Origin of the sequence: Pseudonocardia oceanicola (assembly GCF_047200735.1) — a bacterium.
Lineage (GTDB): Bacteria > Actinomycetota > Actinomycetes > Mycobacteriales > Pseudonocardiaceae > Pseudonocardia.
Genome location: NZ_JBJZON010000011.1, coordinates 81,031 through 100,077, shown reverse-complemented (window position 1 = coordinate 100,077; position 19,047 = coordinate 81,031). Strand labels below are relative to the sequence as shown.

Sequence of the window (19,047 nt, the reverse complement as noted above, 5' to 3'; positions counted from 1 at the left end):
AAGGGCGCGGGGCGGTGGGCTCCACGCCCGAGAGCCTCACGAACCCGACGCGACCGACTCCGTCGGGTGCGGGACGACGTCCTGGCTGTAGAGGATCTCGCCGGTCCGCCTCGGCGTGGCGGGGTCGATCAGCACCGCGACCGCCTCGGCCATGACCTCCGGCGGCTCGAGCCGGTAGTCGTCCATGTCGAAGAACGCCTTGGCGCCGAAGGTGGCGACGACGTCCGTGGGGGCGAGGGCGACGACGTCGATCCCGTCCTCGAAGACCTCGGCCGCCAGTCCGGTCGAGAAGCGCTCGATGGCGGCCTTGCACATCCCGTAGACGGTGGTGCGGCTGACGTCCTCGCCGACCCCCTTCTCCAGCTGCGGGTGCCGCGCCCCGGGAGAGCTGATGTTGACGATCCAGCCCCTACCCTTGCGCCGCATGCCGGGCAGGACGCCTTGGCTGAGCTCGAGCGGAGCCCGGACCTGGACGTCGATCATGAGGTTGAAACGGCGCTCCGGGAACGTGGCCAGGGGCAGCATCGTGGACACCGCCGCGTTGTTGACGAGCACGTCGACGTCGCCGACCTCGTCGACGACCCGTCCGACCAGACCGAGCCGGTCCTCACGCACCGACAGGTCGCACTCGAACGGCGTGGCACGACCGCCCTGGGCTTCGATCATCGCGACCGTCTCGAGGATCGTGCCGGGGTAGCGGTCGTCCGTGCGGGCGGTCACGGCCACGTGCAGGCCAGCCCGGGCCAGGCGCAGGGCGATGGCCCGCCCGATGCCCCCGCTCGACCCCGTCACCAACGCGACTCTGTTGTCCGTCATGTCCACGCATTCCCCTTCTGTGGTGTGCTACTTGATGGCGAGGGGGTTCAGCGGAGATCCCACCGCGCCGGTGATGGTCAGCGGCGGCGCGGTGAGGAAGAACTCGTACACGCCGTCGGCGGCGCAGTCCTCGGCCAGCGCCTCCATGTCCCACATCTCACCGATGTAGATGCCCGCGTTGACCAGCAGGATGATGTGCAGCGGCGCCATGATCTCGGGCGCCTCGTAGGGCAGCGCCTCGATGCCCCAGGTGTCGGTGGCGACCGCGACCACGTTGCGGGGGCAGAGGAAGTCCGCGGCGCTGACCCCCAGCCCGGGCGCGGGCCCGCCCGCGTAGTCGCCCCAGTCGCCGGACGCCCGGCGCTGCGCGAGCTGCCCGGTGCGCACGAGCACGAAGTCGCCCTCCCCGACCTCGACACCCTGCTTGTCGGCGCAGCGCTCCAGGTCCTCGCCCTGGATGGCCTCGCCGGTCTCGAGCCAGTCCCGGCCCAGGAAGCGCGGGATGTCCAGGAGGACGCCGCGGCCGATGGCCCGCGTCTTGATGTTGGTGATGCTGTTGTAGACCGCGCCCTGGACGTTGTTGACGCTGTCGAGGTCGCGGTCGTTGTACGCCTTGCCGTCGTAGAGCAGGTGACACAGGGCGTCCCACTGGGTGGAGCACTGCAGCGGCATGTACACGGCGTCGTCGCTGAAGGCCTGCTTGCTCCCCTCGGGCATCAGCTGGTCGTGCGGGGTCACGAGCATGACGTGCTGCGGGTTGACCCTCGTGTTCCGCGCGAACATCGGGCCGTTCACGTCGAGGGGCAACGCCATCGAGAACACGCGACCGGAGCGGACGAGCGCGGCGGCCGCCGCGATCCGCTCGGGGGTGACGTGGTTGCCGGCTCCCAGCTCGTCGTCCGGTCCCCATCGCCCCCAGGTCCGGTACCCCTCCGCGATCTTCTCCACGGCGTCCCTGTCATAGGTGCGGCGGTTCAGCACCTTGTCGTCGAGCTCCACGCTGCGCTCCTCACTGCTGATGTGGATGAACCCCGGCCATGGCGGACCGGCCCGTCGACGCACGTCGCGAGGGACCCCGGCTGCGATGTGGGTCACAACGTAATTCGTCCGGTCTCCGTTCGCAATGGGTCGGGAGCAGGAGATTCCGAATTCCGAGCCGGCCACCGAGAGGCTATTGCATCCGGATTCCGTACGGAATACCGTCCTGCTCGTCGGCCCGCGACCGCCTCTCGGCCCGGGCAGGCCGTCCTGCCAAGAGCTGGACACCCCGGCTCGCATCCGAGGAGTACCGCGTGCACGCCCACCGGATCATCGAGGCTCCGGCAGCACCCGCTGCGAGCCCCCTCGTGCCCGCCGGACCTGCAGCCCACGATCCCCTGGACCTCGGGTTCCGGGCCACGATCGGCCAGGCGCTCCGCGAACGGGCCCGCGCCGACGGCGACACGCAGTTCGTCGTCTCCCTCGAGCGGCGGATGACCTACGCCGAGCTCGAGAAGGCCTCGGCCGACCTCGCCAGGCGCATGCTCGCCCGGGGCATCGGCAAGGGCACCCGCGTCGGGCTCTACTACTCCTACAGCCACGAGTGGGTCGTGGCGTGGCTCGCGGCCAGCCGGATCGGCGCGCTGGTCCTGCCGTTCAGCACCCTGTACGCGCCGCGCGAGCTCGGTCGCGTCCTGCGCTCGGGCGACGTGCACGTCCTCGTGACCGGACGCACCGTGGTCGGCCACGACACCGCGACGGTGCTGACCGAGGCCCTGCCCTCCCTCGCCGACGCCTGCGACACCGCGCTCGCCCTGCGCGAGGCGCCCTTCCTGCGGTCGGTGTGGATGTCCGGCGGCGAGACGCCGGCGTGGGCCGAGCCGGTGGACCTGTTCGCCGAGGCGGAGGACGACGCGGTCGGTGCCGACCTGCTGGCGGCGGCGGAGGACCTGGTCGTCCCGGCCGACCTCGCGGTGGTCGTGTACACCTCCGGGTCCAGCGCCGAGCCGAAGGGCATCGTGCACACCCACGCGTCCGTGCTCGGCCAGAGCACGCTGCTAGCCGCAGGGGTCCGTGAGACCGCGGCCGGCCGGCCTCCGAAGATCGTGTGCGGAATGCCGTTCTTCTGGGTCGGCGGCATTCTGACCCTCGCCGGTTCGCTCCTGGGCGCGATCCCACTGCTGATCATGGAGAGGTTCGACGCAGGTGTCGCCCTCGAGCTGATCGAGCGCGAGCGGGCCACCTATCTGATCGGCTGGCCGACCCTGGTCCAGCAACTGCGCGCCCACCCTGACTTCGCCGTGCGCGACCTGAGCTCGGCACCGTTCGTCACCGACGGCCCCGTCGACGTCGCAACCGTCGGCACGCCGGAGCCCGGCGTGCCCGCGCACCGCGGGATGACCGAGACGATGGGCACCTTCGTCGGGATCGATGCGAGGATCGTCGACCCCGAGACCGGCCGGACGGTACCGCCGGGCGCGGACGGCGAGCTCCACGTGCGCGGCCGCGGCGTGATGGCGGGCTACTACGGGCGGGAGCGGGCGGACGTCTTCGACCGGGACGGCTGGTACCACACCGGGGACAAGGTCTTCCAGGTTCCGGGCGACGGCAGGCTCTTCTACCGCGGCCGCTTCACCGACATGATCAAGACCGCAGGCGCGAACGTGGCCCCGCGGGAGGTCGAGCTCGCCGTCGAGGAGCTCCCGGAGGTGGCGCACTGCATCGTCTTCGGCCTCCCGGATCCGCAGCGCGGCGAGGAGGTCGTCGCGGTCGTCGCGCCCGCGCCGGGCCACGGTCTCGAGCCTTCCCGGCTCACCGTCCGCGCCCGCGAGCTGCTCTCCGCGTACAAGGTCCCCACCCGATGGATCGTGGTGGACGTCGGGGCCCTCCCCTGGCTCGGCTCCGGCAAACCGGACAAGCGGCGTCTCAAGGAGATGGTCGCGAACCTCAGCCCCGAAGGAAGTCGATGACGCCCCCGAAACCCGCGTACGAGACCCTGCTGCTGGACCGAGTGGGCACGGACGGGCGGGTCGCCCGGATCACGCTGAACCGCCCGGACAAGCTCAACGCCATCTCCCCCACCCTCGCGTTCGAGCTGCACGGGGCACTGCGGGCACTGGAGGCGGACCACGCCGTGCGCGCGGTGATCCTCCGTGGCGCCGGCCGCGCCTTCTGCACCGGCCACGACATCTCCGAACCGCAGCCGGAGTCGGCGCTGAGCCCCGGGGCCCGCTTCCGGACCGTCGACGACGAGGGCCGCCCGCTCAACGTCAACGTCGCGCTGATGCTCCGGCAGGTGGCGGACGTCCAGATGTACCTGTTCCGGATGGGCAAGGTGACCATCGTCCAGGCCCACGGCTACTGCATCGCGGGCGGGTTGGAGTTCGCGATGATGGCGGACCTCGTCACGGCGTCGACGGACTGCCGCTTCGGGCACCCGGGTCACCGGGGGCTCGGCGTCGCCCGCAACGGCATGCTCCTCCCGCTGGTGATCGGCATGCGCAAGGCCAAGGAGCTCTGGTACACCGGCGACGAGTTCGACGGCGAGGAGGCCGCCCGCCTCGGCCTGGTGAACCACGTGTGGCCGGAGGCCGAGCTGGAGGAGCGCACGATCGCGCTCGCCGACCGGGTGGCGAACCTCAGCAGCGACTATCTCGCCCTGCTCAAGGCCGGGGTCAACAAGTTCTACGAGAACATGGGCCTGTACTCCGACATCGAGTCCCTCACGGCGTACGACGCCCTGATGGCCGGGACCGAGTCCGCCTACGAATGGCGCGACCGCGTCGTACGAGACGGCGTCCGCGCCGCTCTCGCCTGGCGGGACGGCCCGTACGGCGACTACGGCGCCGCCCCGAAACAGCCCCCCGCACAGGCTTGACCGTGCTTCCCCTGAAGGAGAACCGTTCGTGACGACTGTCGATGAAGCACTCGCCGAGCTCAGCGCACCGGGCGCGCCCTACGAGATCCGTGAGCAGACGATCAACGGCCGGACGATGCGGGCCTTCGCCGTCGGTCCGCACAACTTCGCCGAGATGGTGCACCTGGGCCACACGTTCGGCGACCGTGAGTGGATCGTGTACCAGGACGAACGGTACACGTTCGAGCAGTGCTACCGGATCATCTCCGGACTCGCCCACGAGCTGCGCACCACCTACGGCATCCGGCCCGGCGACCGGGTCGCGATCGCCGCCCGCAATTACCCGGAGTTCCTGTTCTTCTTCTGGGCCGTACCGAGTATCGGCGCGGTCCTGGTGCCGTTGAACGCCTGGTGGAGCGTCGACGAGATGGTCTACGGCATCGAGGACAGCGGCGCGGTGGCCCTTGCCGTCGACGGAGATCGGCTCGCCCTGCTGCGCGACCGGCTGCCGGGTCTCGGGCTGCGCGGGGTCGTCTCCCTGAAGGCGGACGAGGACGTCGACGGCGTCGAGCGTTGGGAGGACGTCCGGGCACGGTTCGACCCGGCGGCGGAGCTCCCGGAGGTCGAGATCGAACCCGAGGACCTCGCCACGATCCTCTACACGTCCGGCACCACGGGTCGGGCCCGTGGGGTACCCCAGACCCACCGCAACCACCAGACCGACCTGCTGAACATGGTCATCCAGGCGGCCGCGCTCGGCCGGGCGGCGGGCGTCGAGCCGGATCCGGCGGCGCCGCAACCCGCGACGCTCGCCAACATGCCGTTCTTCCACATCAGTCAGATGATCTCGGTCGTGACCACGTGGAACACCGGTGGCAAGCTGGTCGCGACCTACAAGTGGGACCCCGAGCTGAGCCTCGAGCTGATCGAGCGCGAGCACATCACCGCGATGTCCGGCGTCCCGCTGATGGTGACCGCCCTCCTCAACTCGCCGTCGCTCAAGACGCGGGACCTGTCCAGCCTCGTCTCCTACGGTTTCGCAGCCACCGCCGCTCCGCCGGAGCGGGTGCTGCGGATCAGGTCGGAGTTCGGTGGCCGGGTCGCCGCCATGACCGGGTACGGGATGACCGAGGCGACGGGGGCGGTCACCCTCATCTCGGGCGAGGAGTACTGGGCGCACCCCGACAGCGTCGGCAAGCCGATGCCGGTGAACGTCATCAAGATCGTCGACGAGAAGGGCCGAGAGGTCCCGACCGGCGAGACCGGCGAGCTCCTCGTCAGCGGTCCGAACGTGGTCACCGGCTACTGGCACAAGCCGGAGGACTCCGCCAAGGCGTTCGTGGACGGCTGGCACCGAAGCGGCGACATCGCCCGGCTGGACGAGGAGGGCCGGGTCTACCTCGTCGACCGGATGAAGGACATCGTGATCCGGGCAGGCGAGAACGTCTACTGCGGCGAGGTCGAGGCCGTGCTCTACGAGCACCCGGCCGTGCACACCGCCGTCGTGATCGGGCTGCCGCACGAGCGGCTCGGCGAGGAGGTGGCGGCCGTCGTGCGGCTCCAGCCGGGTACGGAGGCGACCGCCGAGGACCTGCAGCAGCACGTGCGGGGCAGGCTCGCCGGGTTCAAGGTGCCGTCGACCGTCCTGATCGTCGACACCGACGTGCCGCGCACCGCGACCGGCAAGGTGCTCAAGCGGGAGCTGCGCGACCGCGTGGCGGCCGATCTCGGCCGCTGAGCCACCCGACGCCCCCGCGCCACGGCCCCCTGGCCCGCTCCGGCGAGTCACGCCCCCGTGGTGCGGGGGTCAGAAGGTGGTCGCGGACAGGTCCAGCCCGAGCGCCCGCACCTTGCGGTACAGCGTGGACCGGGCGATGCCGAGGGTCCGGGCCGCCTTGACCTTGTTGCCACCCGCCTCCTGCAGCGCCGCCAGGATCGCGCGGGTCTCGACCTCCTCGAGCCTGCTGAGCGTCCGGCGAGCCCCGGCGGCGCGCACGCTCGGGGGCAGGTCGGTCTGCTGGACGAGCCCGGTGGGCCTCGTCCGCAGAACGACCTCGACCAGCGCGGCGAGGGTGTGCAGGTTGGCCTGCCAGGGCTGCCTGCCCAGCACCTGGACCGCCTCGGAGGACCAGCGTGGGCGCGGCGCGGCATCCACGAACCGTCGGGTCAGCCCGTCCAGGAGCTCTGGGAGGTCCTCCGGCCGCTCACGCAGCGCGGGAGCGGCGACCACCGGACCCGGCCAGGCCGCCAGAGCGGCGGGCGGCGTACCCGCGGTGCTGCGCGCGGTCGCGACGACCGGGGCGCTGCGCTCCTCACCGACCCAACGCAGGGTCACGGCCGCATCGGGCTCGTCCAGCCCGTCGAGCCTGCGCAGGAGCAGGGGCCGCGGGTCGTCGTAGGCCGCGGCCAACCGCGCGGTCCAGCCACGACCGGCGAACTCGGCGTCGAGCTCGAGGGGGGCGGGCGCATCGAGGACCCGCCGCACCGCGGCGAGCTTGCCCGTGCCCGCCTCGCCGAGGACCAGCACCGCCCCCCCGGCCTTGAGGGCGCTCCGCAGGTCGTTCAGGAACGCGGGCCAGGCACGCCGCCTGCCCGCGGCCGGGGCCGTGCGTCCCGGCTGGACCGGCTGCAGTCCGACGAGGACCCCCACGTCGGATCCGGCGCGGCCGACCGGGGAGACCTCGACATCGACCTCCCGGCCACCGGCGAGGCGCATGCGGGTCACGCCCGGGGACCGACCGGCGAGACGGGCGGCACCGAGCTCCCACAGGGCCGCCTGGTCCTCGGCGTCGAGCATGCGAGCCGCCGGGGCGTTGGCGATCACGGTGCGCGCGTCGAGGCACAGCACCGGATGGCGCGAGTCCTGGTTGCTGCGGAGGAACGCGTCCAGCAGCACCCGCTCGCGGACGCTGACGGTCCGCAGCAGGTTCTCCTCGATCTCGTAGACCAGGTCGCGGATCCAGGACAGGAGCAGCGGGTGGGTGTCGCGTTCGGCACAGGTGACGTTGAGGGTCCCCACCATCCGCTGGGTCAACGGGTGCCGCACGGGCGCGCCCGCCGTGGTCATCGACACCGCCCCGGTCGAGAAGTGCTCGTGGCCCGCCACCATCACCGCCGCGCCGGTCTCGCACGACGTCCCGCTGCTGTTGGTCCCGACGACGGTCTCGGCGATGCACGCCCCCGGCCGCACGGAACGCGCGTCGAGGCGGCGGGCGAACGCGGGCTCCTCGACCCAGCGTTCGAGCACCCGGCCCTCCTGGTCGGTCAGCGTGAGGCCGGCCTGGAACCCGCTCAGCGCGTGCGCGCGGGCGGCGAGCACCGGACGCGACGCCCGCGCGACCTGGCAGTCGGTGTCGACCGGGAGGAGGCGCGGCACCGCGGTCGGCGACAGTCCGTGCATCACCGACCGCCGCCAGGACGCGACGATGTCCGGCCGCACGAGCTTCGGCCCCGGAAGCACACCCTCGGCCAGGAAGCGCTCCCTCGCGAGCGCGACCGTCCGCTGTTCGACCATGAACCTTCTCCGTCGCTCGGTCACCCGTCGTCGGGTTCTGACCCGCCTCCGTCCTACGGATCTACTGACACACTGTCAACACGTCCGAGTGAACCGTGACCGTTTCGGCACCCACGTGGCCGCGGGGCGTACCGACCGTGCGTTTGGTGGCGGAGCGTGCACTCCCCAGCCCCTTGACAAGGGAAGTACTCAGGCGCTGTGCTCTGCACAAACGAGCGGTTGGGCAATTACCTGATCAACGCTGATCCCCCGAGGAGCGCTATGCCATCCCGCACCACCCTCATCCGCACCCTGGCCGCAGTCGCCGCCGCCTGTTCGGTGGTGACGCTCGCCGGCTGCGGCTCCGGCGGCCAGAGCGGCACCGGGGAGATCGTCATCGGGGCCGCGGGCCCGCTGACGGGCCCCCAGGCCGCGCTCGCCGCGGTGTTCGACGGCATGCGAGCCCACTTCTCGGAGATCAACGACGCCGGCGGGATCAACGGCGCCAAGATCCGCTTCGAGGTGCGCGACGACCAGTTCAACCCGGCGTTGACCCCCGCGGTCACCCGAGAGCTGGTCGAGCAGCAGAACGTGGTCATGGCGTGCGGCACCACCGGTTCGGCCAACAACGCGGCCGTCAAGGACTATCTCGAGGCCCGGAAGGTGCCGACCGTCCCGACCTCCGGTTCGTCGGCGCTGCTGAACTCGGTGACCTACCAGGTCATCTCGGACTACGGCCCGCTCGGTGGCCGGATCACGGCGTTCGGCCACGACACGCTGGGGTCGAGCCGGATCGGCGTCCTGTACGGCGACGACCCGACCGGCACGCCGGTCCGAGACGGCGCCCTCGCCCAGCTCCGGCGCAGCGGGATCGAGCCGGTCGCGGTCGAGGGTTTCGACCCGGCCGCCACCACGTTCACCGCGCAGGTGGCGAAGCTCAAGGCCGCCGGAGCCGACTTCGTGGTCACCAACGGGGCACCGGCGCTGCTGGCGAAGCTGATCAACGCCGCCGAGCAGATCGGCTACCAGCCGCGGTGGGGCAGCACCTTCGCCTCCGCGAACGTCGCCCTCACCGGGCTGGTGAAGGCGAACCTGGACGACCGCGTGTACTTCAGCACCCCGTTCCCCCTCGACGGCGGACCGGACGCGGCCGCGTTCCGCGCCGCGATGCAGAAGTACTACCCGCAGGCCAACATCGCCGACCCGCTCGTCATGGAGGGCTACGTGATGGCGGTCGGGTGCGGCGAGGCCGTCAAGGCCGCCGCGCAGGGCGGCCCGGTCACCCGGGAGAAGCTGCTGTCGACCATGGCGAACCTGACCATCGAGAACGACTACGTCAAGGACGTCCGCTGGACCGCGACCGACCACACCGGCGCGAAGTCGGCTCAGGTCATCACCCTGCGCGGTGGCGCGTTCGCCTCCGTGGCGGACTTCGCACCACTGGCCGCAGGCGGGGCCTGAGCCGATGGAGCTGCTGCAGACGACCATCGTCGTCGGGGTGACGATCGGGCTGGTCTACGCCCTGTCCGGAGCGGGGCTGGTGGTCATCTACCGGACGTCCGGCTATGTGAGCTTCGCCCAAGGCGACATCGCCGCCGTCGCGCTGTTCTTCGGGCTCTGGCTCTACCGTTCGGGCCTGCCGTATCCGGTCGTCGCCGTCGCGGTCGTGGTGATGGGCGGCCTCGTCGGCGGGTTGATCGGTGGCCTCGTCGTGGTCCCGATGGAGCGCTTCGGCCTGATCTCCGCCGCCCTGGCGACGGTCGCGGTCAGCATCCTCATCCAGGGCGTCGAGAACGTGACCGTCGGCGCCGAGCAGCGCCCCTTCCCCTCCGCGGGTGACGACGTGGCCCTCCATCTGGGCGCGGTCGGGGTCTCCCGCTCGGTGCTGGTCTCGGCGATCGTCTGCGTGGTCGTCTTCGCCCTGCTCGGACTCGCGTTCTCGCGGACCCGGACCGGCGTGGCGATGCGGGCGGTCAACGACAACCGGACGGCCGCCGAGATCATGGGCATCCCCGCCGCGCGGCTCCGCAGGCTCAGCTGGGTGCTCGCGGGCGCCCTGGCCGGGATCGCGGGCCTGTTCGTGGCGGCGGCGTACGGGCTCTCCCCGACGAGCGTCACCGTCCTGCTGGTCTACAGCTTCGCCGCGATCGTCGTGGGCGGGTTCGAGAGCATCGTCGGGGCGTTGGTGGCCGGCATCGTGATCGGCGTCGGCAGCACCCTGGCCGCGGCGTACCTGAGCCAGAACCTGGTCAACACGGTAGTGCTCGTCGTCCTCGTCGCGGTGCTCCTCGTCCGTCCGCACGGCCTGTTCGGCCGCCGTCCGCTGCTCAGGGTGTGAGGCACATGAACGCCGCCCTCTCCTCGATGATCACCACCGGACGCGGGCTCGTCCGATGGCGGGCGCTGCTCACCTTGGTGGTGACCGCGGCGGTGGCCGTCGCCGCACTCACCGGGACGGCCTCGCTGGCGTACTCGCTCGGCATCGGGCTCGTCTACGCCGTGGCGATCGTCGGCAACAACTGGGTGACCGCCACCCTCGGCGAGATCAACCTCGGGGCGGGGGCCTGGCTCGCGGTCGGCGCCTACCTGATGGCGTTTCTCGTCCAGGCGGGCCTCCCGCTCGTCCCGGCCGCGCTGTGTGCGATCGCGGGGACCGCCGTCGTCGGCACGATCGTGGCCGTGCCGGTCGTCCGGCTGACCGGGATCTTCACCGCGCTGGTGACCTTCGCCGTCGCGTTCGCGGTCCCGACGCTGATCGTGGAGCTCCAGCCGTTCACGGGCGGGGCGGCCGGTGTCGCACTGCCGGTCGATCCCACGGTCCTCGGTGTCACCCTGGGCGGCTCGACGACCGGCATGCTGGTCCTGTCGTCGCTGGTCTACGTGCTCGTGGCGGTGGGGTCGGCGCTCGCGTTGCGCGGCTCCTGGGGCCGGGCGGCGCTCGTCGTCGGCGAGGCGGCGCCCGCGGCGGCCGTGTTCGGCTATCGCGTGCGACGGGTCCAGATCCTCTCCTGGGGTGTGTCGGCGGCGGTCTGCGGCCTGGCCGGGGTGCTGTTCGCTCTGACGGTCGGCTACCTCGGGCCCACCCAGTTCGATCCGTTCCTCAGCATCACGCTGCTGGTCGCCGGTCTCGTCGGCGGGGTGCGCAGCCCGTACGGCGCGCTGCTGGGCGGCCTGCTGGTGGGCACCCTCCCCCCGCAGCTGCAGTCGGTGGTCCCCGCGTCGGCCACCGGGATCGTCTTCGGCCTGGTCCTGCTCGTCGCGCTCGCCGCGGGCGGGAAGGGCCTTTCGGACGCCGTCGAGAGGTGCTGGCCCGCCCTGTCCCGCTCGCGTCGAGGAGCCCGCCCATGATCGACACCACCGCACGTGGCCTCGCCGCCGACGGGGTCGTGATGTCCTTCGGAGGCGTCGACGCGCTGAAGGAGGTGACCCTCGGCGCCCGGCCCGGCGACTGGCTGGGCCTGATCGGACCGAACGGCTCGGGCAAGACGACCATGCTCAACGTCCTGTCGGGTCTCTACCGGCCGCGCGCGGGCACGGTCCGGCTCGACGGCACCGACCTGACCCGTCTCGCGCCCGCGGCCCGCTCCGCGCTGGGCGTGGTGCGGACCTTCCAACACCCCCAGCTCGCCCGCTCGCTGACGCTGCGGGAGAACGTGCTGGTCGGGGCCCGGCTGGGCGGCGGCGGGCGCGCCGGGGCCGAGCGGAGAGCCGACGAGGTGCTCGACCGGTTCGCCTGCGCACGCTGGGCGCACACCCTCCCGGAGGAGGCACCCTACGGCGTCCGCAAGATCGTCGAGGTGGCGCGGGCCGCCGCCACCGGCCCGCGCGTCGTTCTGCTCGACGAGCCCGCCGCCGGGCTGAGCACCGAGGAACGCGTCGAGCTGTCAGCCGCCCTGCAGACCTTCCGGGCGACACACGCGGAGACGATCGTCTGTCTCGTCGAGCACGATGTGCCGTTCGTGACCCGGCTGTGCCCGACGCTCGCCGTGCTCAACGCGGGCAGCCTCGTGGCGCACGACGACTCGACGACGGTCCTCACCGATCCGGCCGTCCGAGAGGCGTACCTGGGGCCGGACCGCCACAGCGAGGGGAGCTCCACCCATGCTTGAGGTCACCGGGCTCGCCGCGGGCTACCGGGCGGGGACCACCGTGCTCACGGACGTCGGGCTCACCCTCGACGCCGGGTCCGCTCTGGGCGTGATGGGCCGCAACGGCGCCGGCAAGTCGTGTCTCGCGCTCACCCTCGCCGGGATGCTCGCTGCGACGGCGGGGACCGTGTCGCTGTCCGGACGCGAGCTCAGCCGCACGGGGGTCCGCGGGCGCGTCGCCGCGGGCCTGTCCCTCGTCCCGGAGGGCAGGCTGGTGTTCGGCCAGCTCACCGTGCGGGAGAACCTTCTGGCCGCGGCCCACGGTGCCCGCCGGAGGCTGCGCCGGGCGGACGTCGACGCCGTCGGGGACCGGTTCGCCGTACTGGCCCGCAAGATCGACGACCGCGCGGCGGGCCTCAGCGGCGGCGAGCAGCAGATGCTGGCCGTCGCCAGGGCCCTGGTCCAGCACCCCTCGGTGATCGTGCTCGACGAGCCGGCACTCGGTCTCGCCCCCGTGGCCGTCGGGACCCTCGCCGAGACCCTGCGCGCCATCATGACGGACGGGGTCGCGCTGCTGCTGATGGAACAGAACCGCGAGCTGCTCGGAGGAGTCTGTGAACGGACACTGCTACTCGACGAGGGACGCGTCGTGCGCGAGCTCTCCGCGGAGTCGCTACGTGACGACACCGCGATCGCCGGGACCTACCTGGGCCGCTGAGGACCGACCGTGCTGATCAGTGACATCGTCTTCCGGCAGGCGCGCCACTCGCCGGACCGGCTCGCCCTCGTGTGCGACGACACCGAGCTGACGTTCGCCCAGCTGGCGGACCGCGTCGGCAGGCTCGCGTCGTACCTGCGCGGCGTGACCCAGTCGGGCGACCGGGTGGCCCTGCTCGCCGAGAACTGCCCCGAGTACGTCGAGTGCTACTACGGCGTACCGCTGGCGGGTTGCGGCCTGACCTTCCTGAACTATCGGCTGGCCGACGAGGAGCTGCGCCATCTCGTGCGCACGACCGCGCCGACGGTCCTCCTCGTGCAGCACCGCTACCTCGGGATCGCCGAACAGCTGCAGGCCGACCGGCTCGCGGCGGGCGGAGACCTCCGGGTCGTCGTCCTCGACGGGATCCGCAGCACCGGCGCGCACGTCGGCTACGAGGACTGTCTGAGCCGGACGACCGGGACCGAGCCGGCGCGGCCGGTCGCGAGCGGGGACCTGGCCTGGCTGCTCTACACGAGCGGGACCACCGGGCTGCCGAAGGGCGCGATGCTGACCCACCGCTCGATCATGGGCGCGGTGTTCAACTCGGCCCTGAGCTGGGGTCACTCGCCCGACGGCGGGCTCCTCTTCCCCTGGCCGCTCTACCACGTCGCCGGGTACGCCGTGCTGGTCAGCCACCTGCGCGGGGATGCGGTGCACGTCCTGCGGCGGTTCGACGCGGGCCGGGTCCTGGAGCTGATCGGCAGCCGCAGGCTCACCGAGCTGACGATCGCGCCGACCATGCTGGCGATGCTCCTGGCCCACCCGGACGCCGCGGACGCCGACCTGAGCTCGCTGCGGACCGTCTACTACGGCTCGGCGCACATGCCGGTGGAGACGCTGCTGGCCGCGATGGACCGGTTGCCGACCGTCTCCTATCGGACCGGCTTCGGGATGACCGAGCTGTCGGGGCTCGCGGTGTACCTCAGCGACGACGACCACCGCCGGGCCGCGGACGGCGACGAGGACCTGCTGCGGTGCGTCGGGCGCCCGATGCCGACGACCGAGATCCGGGTGGTCGACGACGAGGGCACGGACGTGCGCGGCGACGACGTCGGCGAGGTCGTCGTGCGCGGCGACCAGGTGACCGAGCACTACTGGACCGCGGACGGGCCCGTCCCGGCCCGCGACGCCGAGGGCTGGTTCCACACCGGCGACCTGGGCCGGTGGCGCGGTGACGTGCTCCGCATCGTCGACCGCAGGAAGGACATGATCATCACCGGCGGTGAGAACGTGTACGCCCACGACGTCGAGGAGGTGCTATACACCCACCCCGCCGTCGCCGAGGCGGCCGTCATCGGCCTGCCGGACCCGCTGTGGGGCGAGGCCGTCACCGCCGTGGTCCAGCTCCGGCCCGGACTCGAAGCCGACGAGGACGAGCTGGTGGCCCACTGCCGCGCCCGGCTGGCCGGCTACAAACGCCCCCGCCGCGTCGTCTTCGCCGACCGGCTCCCCCTCAATCCCTCGGGGAAGATCCTCAAACGGGTCCTCCGCGAGCAGCTGTCCTCCGCGACCGACCCGAAAGGCCGCCCGTGATCACGAAGTGGGACGACTACTTCCTCCACCAGACGCCCCGGCCCCTGCTGGAGACCGTCGTCGACACCCCGGACTGGATCGACCGCTTCTACTGGAACATCCAGGCCCCGGACGGCGAGGTGATGTTCGGGGCGGGCCTCGGCCAGTACCGCACGACCAGCCGGATGGACTCGATCGTCTACCTCCTGCACCCCGGTGAGCAGCGCATCCTGCGCCTCGGCAGGCAGACCACCCCCGAGGACTTCGTCGACCCGGTGATCGGCCCGCTGCGGTTCGAGATCGTCGAGCCGATGCGGCGCTGGCGGCTGCGCCTCGACGAGGACAACCCCGCCGGCATCGGCTGGGACCTGACCTTCACGGCACCGCGCGAGCCCGTCGACTACCGCCAGTTCGAGTTCGGCAACGCCGAGGGCAAGGGCTCGGACTATCACCACATCGTTCAGCACGGGGTCTGCGAGGGCCGGGTGGCGCTCGACGGGACGTCGTTCTCGGCGGACCGCTTCCTGGTGTCGCGGGACCGCTCGTGGGGGGTGCGTCGGGCCCGCGAGGGCGAGGCGCTGCTGCTGTGGCTGCAGCACCAGTTCGACGACCGGGACGTCTGCCTGATCTACGTGGAGAGCCGCGACGGGACACCGTCCTACTTCGACGGTGCGGTGACCGATGCCGACGGCCGCCGCCCCCTCCTCGCCGTCGGCCACGACCTGAGGTTGGACCCGGCGACCCGCGACGTCCTCGGTGGTGTCGTCGAGGTCCGCGACGACCGCGGCCACACCTACCGGATGGAGTACCGGGACCGGCTGCTGCGCGGGTACGTCGGCGGCATCGGGTACGGGGGCTGGCAGGGGCGCGACCGCGGCTCGCACTTCATGGAGGCGCACCGCATCGACATGTCCCGGCCCACCGCCGACATCCTCGCCGAGCAGCCGATGCACCTGTTCGCGCACCTCATGCGGACCACGCTGAACGGCGGAGGCGAGCACGTCGCCGACCTCGAGGGCGGCATCACCCGCAGCCGCCGCTACACCTACCGCCCGCGGCCGCTGTCGGCCGTCGACGGGAACGGCTGACCGATGAGCGATTCCTCGCAGGGCTCCGCGCCGGACGAGGCGGAGCTCGGGGAACGGCTGTGCCGCTGGCTCGCCGAGCCTCTCCGGGGACCGGTGCGTGTCGACGGGCTGACGCGGCTGGCGGGCGGCTCGTCGAGGGACCTCTGGTCGTTCGACGCCACAGCCGCCGGGCGGGTCCATCGTCTCGTGTTGCGCCGGGACCCGCCGGCCGCCGACGACCAGGGAATGCGCCGCGAGGCGGCGGTCCTCGCGGCCGCCCGCGCGGCGGGGGTGCCGGTGCCCGCGGTCGTGGCCACCGCGTTCGACGCCCGCGCGGTCGGCGCGCCCGCGCTCGTCATGGAGCGGGTCGACGGCGAGACCCTGCCGCGCCAAATCCGTCGGGATCCCCGCCTCGCCGCCGCCCGAAGCCGCTTCGCGGCGCAGAGCGGCGAGATCCTGGCGGCGATCCACGCGATCCCCACCGAAGCCGTCCCGGGGCTCGGGGCCCAGGATCCCCTCGAATGGTGTGAGCAGACGCTGAGCTCCCTCGACGTCGGCAGGCCCGCGCTGGAGCTGGCCCTGGGCTGGCTCCGCGCCCACCGTCCCGGGCCGACGACCGCGCGGCCGGTCGTCCTGCACGGGGACTTCCGGCTGGGCAACCTGATGGTGGGTCCCGGCGGCATCGCCTCAGTCCTGGACTGGGAGCTCGTGCACGCCGGCGATCCGTTGGAGGACCTCACCTGGCTGTGCACCAAGGCCTGGCGGTTCGGCGGCACGGAGACGGTCGCGGGACTCGGCACCCGAGACCAGCTCTGTGCCGCCTACACCGCGGCCACCGGGACCGAGGTCGACCCGGAACGGTGGCACTGGTGGGAGGTGCTCAGCGCGCTGAAGTGGGCGGTGATGTGCGTGAACCAGTCGGCCCTGCACCTGAGCGGGCGGCGCCGCTCGGTCGAGCTCGTCGCGGTCGGGCGTCGCACCTGTGAGGCGGAGTGGGACCTGCTGCACCTCCTGTACGGGCCTGATCCCGGTCCCGTCCCGGTCCCTCGATGCCCGGGGGCGCCGCGGCTCCTCGATCCTCCGGCGGGCGGCTCGTTGATCGCGGCGGTGCGAGAGTTCCTGCTGGAGTCGGTGCTGCCGGCAACCGGCGACCGCCTGGGCTACGACGTCCGGGTCGCGGCCACGCTGCTGGGTATCGCCGAGCGGGAGGCGGACCACGGCGCGGCGGCCCGCCGCGCCGCCGCCACGCTGCTCGACGGGCTGGGCGTCGGGTCGACCGACGAGCTCGCCGAGGGGCTGCGAACCGGAACCATCTCCCCGACACCCGACGCGGTCAGCGCCGTCCGCGGCTGTGTCCGGCTCTCGCTGCAGGTCGCCAACCCCCGCTACCTGTCCGAGCCCTTCCTCGGCCCGGAGGTCACCGAACGCACCGCCTCCTGCGACGGTCAGTACTCGCCCCCGGGGTCCCCGGCGGCCCGGGGGGCGAGCCCGCCCACGGCGAGCCGGGTGAACCCCGCGGCGATCTGCCCGGCCGAGAGCGAGCCGCCGGGCCGGTACCACTCGTAGGTCCAGTTCAGCATGCCCAGGATGCCCATCGTCGCCAGCCGCACGTCCAGGTCTGACCGCACGAGTCCGGTCGCCTGACCCTCCTCGAGCAGGTCCCGCAGGTACCGCTCGACGAGGGTCCTGGCCGACACGACCCTGCTCCGCCGCTCCCCGTCGAGCGCCCGGAAGTCGTGCAGGAACACCGCGACCTTGACGTGGTCGGCCTCGTTGACCTCCAGCACGCCGAGGATCAGGTCCTGCAGCCGCTGTAGCGCGTCGCCCTCGGAGCGGCGACACCGCTCGACGACATCGAGGGCTCGCCCGTGCGTCTGCTCGATGATCGCGAGGAGGATGTCCTCCTTCGAGTCGATGTAGTGGTACAGGCTCCCCTTCAGCACGCCCTGCGCGTCCGCGATGTCCTGCATCGTGGTCGCGTCGAACCCGCGCTCGTAGAAGAGCCGGGCGGCGTGGTCGAGGAGAGCCCGCCCCCGTGCCGTCCCGGTGAGACTCCCCCGGCTGCGCTTACGACCCGGCCGCCGCGTCGCCCCCTGCTCCACGATCTCCACCGTAATGGGCCGGACGACCGCGTCGTGCGCGCTGTCCGGCTCTCAGAACACCGTGTCGCCGCCGTCGACGATGACCTCGTTGCCGGTGTGGATTGTCAGGGCAGCCGTGGCCTGATTCGACAGAGGTGTGAACACTCCCGGGAGCTCCGACAGTACTTCCCGAAGGGCACTGACATCTCGCGGCACGGTCCGCTGGAACTGGTCGCCGTCGCCCACGCCCTAAACTAAACACCCGACCGCGCAAGAAACTCGCATGGAGAACGCCTCACGAAGCGCTCGAGGACGTGCTATATTCGCGCCACTGAGTCGGTGTTGCGACGACCGGTTGAATCCGCCGTGCAACCCGGCATCGGAATGGTGAATCAAACCGTCGGTGGTGAACTCGCTGCTCGTTCGGCGAGGGTGGCGAGCGCCTGCGCCATACCCGCGGTGACGAGATCGACGGTCCGACTCGTCGACGCTTTCCAGCCCAGGCCCCGCCGGGAGTACACATCGGTCACGAACGACACGTAGCAGAACCCGGACGCCGTCCACATACGTGAAATCCGCGACCCAGACCGCATCCGGCCGGTTCGGCGCCTTCCAGTCGAGTTTGACCAGGTCAGGAAGCCGTGGCGCGGCCTGGTCGCGGGTCGTGGTCCGCACCTGATGCAGGCCGCGGCGCACCCCCTGGACCCCCGCAATCCGCATCGGCCGCCCGACCTGATCCCGCCCCACCGCCAGGCCCGCACGGCGGGCGGCGTGCCACATCTTCCGCACCCCGTACACGCACTTGTTGCGTCGATACAGGTCGACGACCGCATTCACCAGATAAGCCTCCTCCAGCTCCGCCGGGCGCACCGGACGGGCCAGCCATCGATAATAGGTCTGCGGGGCGATCTTCATGCCGTGCGCAGACCGCGCGGCACAGATCGGCTCGACCCCGAAACGCCGTCGATAGGCGTGGATGTGGCAGAGTTTTGAGTCGACGGTCCAGCTCCGCCTGGGCAAAAACGCGGACGCAGTCTTCAGAATCTCGTTCGCCCGCCGCACCTCCGCGACCTCGCGGCGAAGACGCTGCACCTCGGCCATGTCGACGGAATCACTGCTTCCGGCCGTCTTCGCCGGTGCGCCCGCTCGTTCCTCGGCCTCGATCCAGTTCCGCAGCGTCGCGGGGTTGATGTCCAGCAACTCGCCCACATGCCGGCGCGCAGCCAGCTTCGACTCCCCATGATCACGCACACGGTCCAGGTACAGCCGGACCGCTCGGGCACGAGTCTCCGCATCGAACTTCCGAGGTGCTCCCACGGCCCCGGTCTCCTTGCTAGATCAAGAGCCTCTCCGCCACCCAGGACGATTCACCATCGAGCCCACCCGACACCCGCT

General features: G+C 71.8%; 15 protein-coding genes, 3 pseudogenes and 1 other annotated feature. Of the genes and pseudogenes, 12 read left to right on the top strand and 6 right to left on the bottom strand.

The annotated features are described in order from the left end of the window. Positions 1-36: 36 nt before the first annotated feature. Both ACL02T_RS17460 and ACL02T_RS17455 read right to left on the bottom strand, forming a co-directional pair. A complete protein-coding gene (locus tag ACL02T_RS17460) occupies positions 37-816 on the bottom strand; it encodes an SDR family NAD(P)-dependent oxidoreductase (RefSeq protein WP_412831780.1) in 780 nt (259 codons plus the stop codon). A gap of 27 nt (positions 817-843) precedes the next feature. Next, positions 844-1,815 (bottom strand): cyclase family protein, encoded by a 972-nt coding sequence (locus ACL02T_RS17455; protein WP_412831779.1) that lies wholly within the window; start codon positions 1,813-1,815, stop codon positions 844-846. Positions 1,816-2,108: 293 nt separating this feature from the next. Here ACL02T_RS17455 and ACL02T_RS17450 point away from each other — a divergent pair, with 293 nt between their 5' ends. Genes ACL02T_RS17450 through ACL02T_RS17440 form a run of 3 tightly spaced genes read left to right on the top strand, consistent with a single transcriptional unit; the run spans position 2,109 to position 6,389 of the window. Beyond that, positions 2,109-3,764, top strand: a complete 1,656-nt coding sequence (locus ACL02T_RS17450; protein WP_412831778.1) for a class I adenylate-forming enzyme family protein — start codon at positions 2,109-2,111, stop codon at positions 3,762-3,764. Beyond that, positions 3,761-4,672, top strand: a complete 912-nt coding sequence (locus ACL02T_RS17445; protein WP_412831777.1) for an enoyl-CoA hydratase-related protein — start codon at positions 3,761-3,763, stop codon at positions 4,670-4,672. The genes ACL02T_RS17450 and ACL02T_RS17445 overlap by 4 nt, the downstream gene beginning before the upstream one ends. A 28-nt stretch (positions 4,673-4,700) precedes the next feature. Next, positions 4,701-6,389 (top strand): class I adenylate-forming enzyme family protein, encoded by a 1,689-nt coding sequence (locus tag ACL02T_RS17440; protein WP_412831776.1) that lies wholly within the window; start codon positions 4,701-4,703, stop codon positions 6,387-6,389. A gap of 69 nt (positions 6,390-6,458) precedes the next feature. On the opposite strand, the gene ACL02T_RS17435 is transcribed toward ACL02T_RS17440, so the two are convergent. Then, on the bottom strand, positions 6,459-8,165 hold the full coding sequence (locus ACL02T_RS17435) for a sigma-54-dependent Fis family transcriptional regulator (RefSeq protein WP_412831775.1): 1,707 nt from the start codon (positions 8,163-8,165) through the stop codon (positions 6,459-6,461). Positions 8,166-8,426: 261 nt separating this feature from the next. Here ACL02T_RS17435 and ACL02T_RS17430 point away from each other — a divergent pair, with 261 nt between their 5' ends. Genes ACL02T_RS17430 through ACL02T_RS17395 form a run of 8 tightly spaced genes read left to right on the top strand, consistent with a single transcriptional unit; the run spans position 8,427 to position 17,137 of the window. After that, entirely contained in the window at positions 8,427-9,605 is a 1,179-nt protein-coding gene (locus ACL02T_RS17430) for an ABC transporter substrate-binding protein (RefSeq protein WP_412831774.1), read from the top strand. Positions 9,606-9,609: 4 nt separating this feature from the next. Continuing rightward, a complete protein-coding gene (locus ACL02T_RS17425; protein WP_412831773.1) occupies positions 9,610-10,482 on the top strand; it encodes a branched-chain amino acid ABC transporter permease in 873 nt (290 codons plus the stop codon). 5 nt (positions 10,483-10,487) lie between these two features. Then, positions 10,488-11,492 (top strand): branched-chain amino acid ABC transporter permease, encoded by a 1,005-nt coding sequence (locus ACL02T_RS17420; RefSeq protein ID WP_412831772.1) that lies wholly within the window; start codon positions 10,488-10,490, stop codon positions 11,490-11,492. Continuing rightward, positions 11,489-12,253 carry an ABC transporter ATP-binding protein gene (locus tag ACL02T_RS17415; RefSeq protein WP_412831771.1) on the top strand — a complete coding sequence of 255 codons (765 nt, stop codon included), beginning with the start codon at positions 11,489-11,491 and terminating at the stop codon, positions 12,251-12,253. The genes ACL02T_RS17420 and ACL02T_RS17415 overlap by 4 nt, the downstream gene beginning before the upstream one ends. Further along, positions 12,246-12,950 carry an ABC transporter ATP-binding protein gene (locus tag ACL02T_RS17410; protein ID WP_412831770.1) on the top strand — a complete coding sequence of 235 codons (705 nt, stop codon included), beginning with the start codon at positions 12,246-12,248 and terminating at the stop codon, positions 12,948-12,950. The genes ACL02T_RS17415 and ACL02T_RS17410 overlap by 8 nt, the downstream gene beginning before the upstream one ends. Before the next feature lie 9 nt (positions 12,951-12,959). Next, positions 12,960-14,525, top strand: coding sequence for an AMP-binding protein (locus ACL02T_RS17405; protein ID WP_412831769.1), 1,566 nt, complete (start codon positions 12,960-12,962; stop codon positions 14,523-14,525). Beyond that, the gene (locus ACL02T_RS17400; RefSeq protein WP_412831768.1) at positions 14,522-15,592 is read left to right on the top strand and encodes an Rv3169 family protein; all 1,071 of its coding nucleotides are present in this window, start codon (positions 14,522-14,524) and stop codon (positions 15,590-15,592) included. Before ACL02T_RS17405 ends, ACL02T_RS17400 begins: the two co-directional genes overlap by 4 nt. A gap of 3 nt (positions 15,593-15,595) precedes the next feature. Beyond that, complete coding sequence (locus tag ACL02T_RS17395) at positions 15,596-17,137, top strand: phosphotransferase (protein WP_412831767.1); 1,542 nt, start codon at positions 15,596-15,598, stop codon at positions 17,135-17,137. Here the strand turns inward: ACL02T_RS17395 and ACL02T_RS17390 are convergent. Both ACL02T_RS17390 and ACL02T_RS17385 read right to left on the bottom strand, forming a co-directional pair. Continuing rightward, positions 17,116-17,673, bottom strand: a pseudogene (locus ACL02T_RS17390) (TetR/AcrR family transcriptional regulator); the annotation flags it as partial. The gene ACL02T_RS17395 and the pseudogene ACL02T_RS17390 sit on opposite strands and share 22 nt — an antisense overlap. 51 nt (positions 17,674-17,724) lie before the next feature. Beyond that, positions 17,725-17,898, bottom strand: coding sequence for a hypothetical protein (locus tag ACL02T_RS17385; RefSeq protein WP_412831863.1), 174 nt, complete (start codon positions 17,896-17,898; stop codon positions 17,725-17,727). Here ACL02T_RS17385 and ACL02T_RS17380 point away from each other — a divergent pair. Continuing rightward, positions 17,827-17,987 (top strand): annotated as a pseudogene (locus ACL02T_RS17380) (IS30 family transposase); the annotation flags it as partial. The gene ACL02T_RS17385 and the pseudogene ACL02T_RS17380 sit on opposite strands and share 72 nt — an antisense overlap. A 364-nt stretch (positions 17,988-18,351) precedes the next feature. Here the strand turns inward: ACL02T_RS17380 and ACL02T_RS17375 are convergent. Beyond that, a pseudogene (locus tag ACL02T_RS17375) lies at positions 18,352-18,969 on the bottom strand (IS3 family transposase); the annotation flags it as partial. After that, positions 18,553-18,679 (bottom strand) — a sequence feature (AL1L pseudoknot). (Overlaps the previous pseudogene by 127 nt.) Positions 18,970-19,047: the final 78 nt, after the last annotated feature.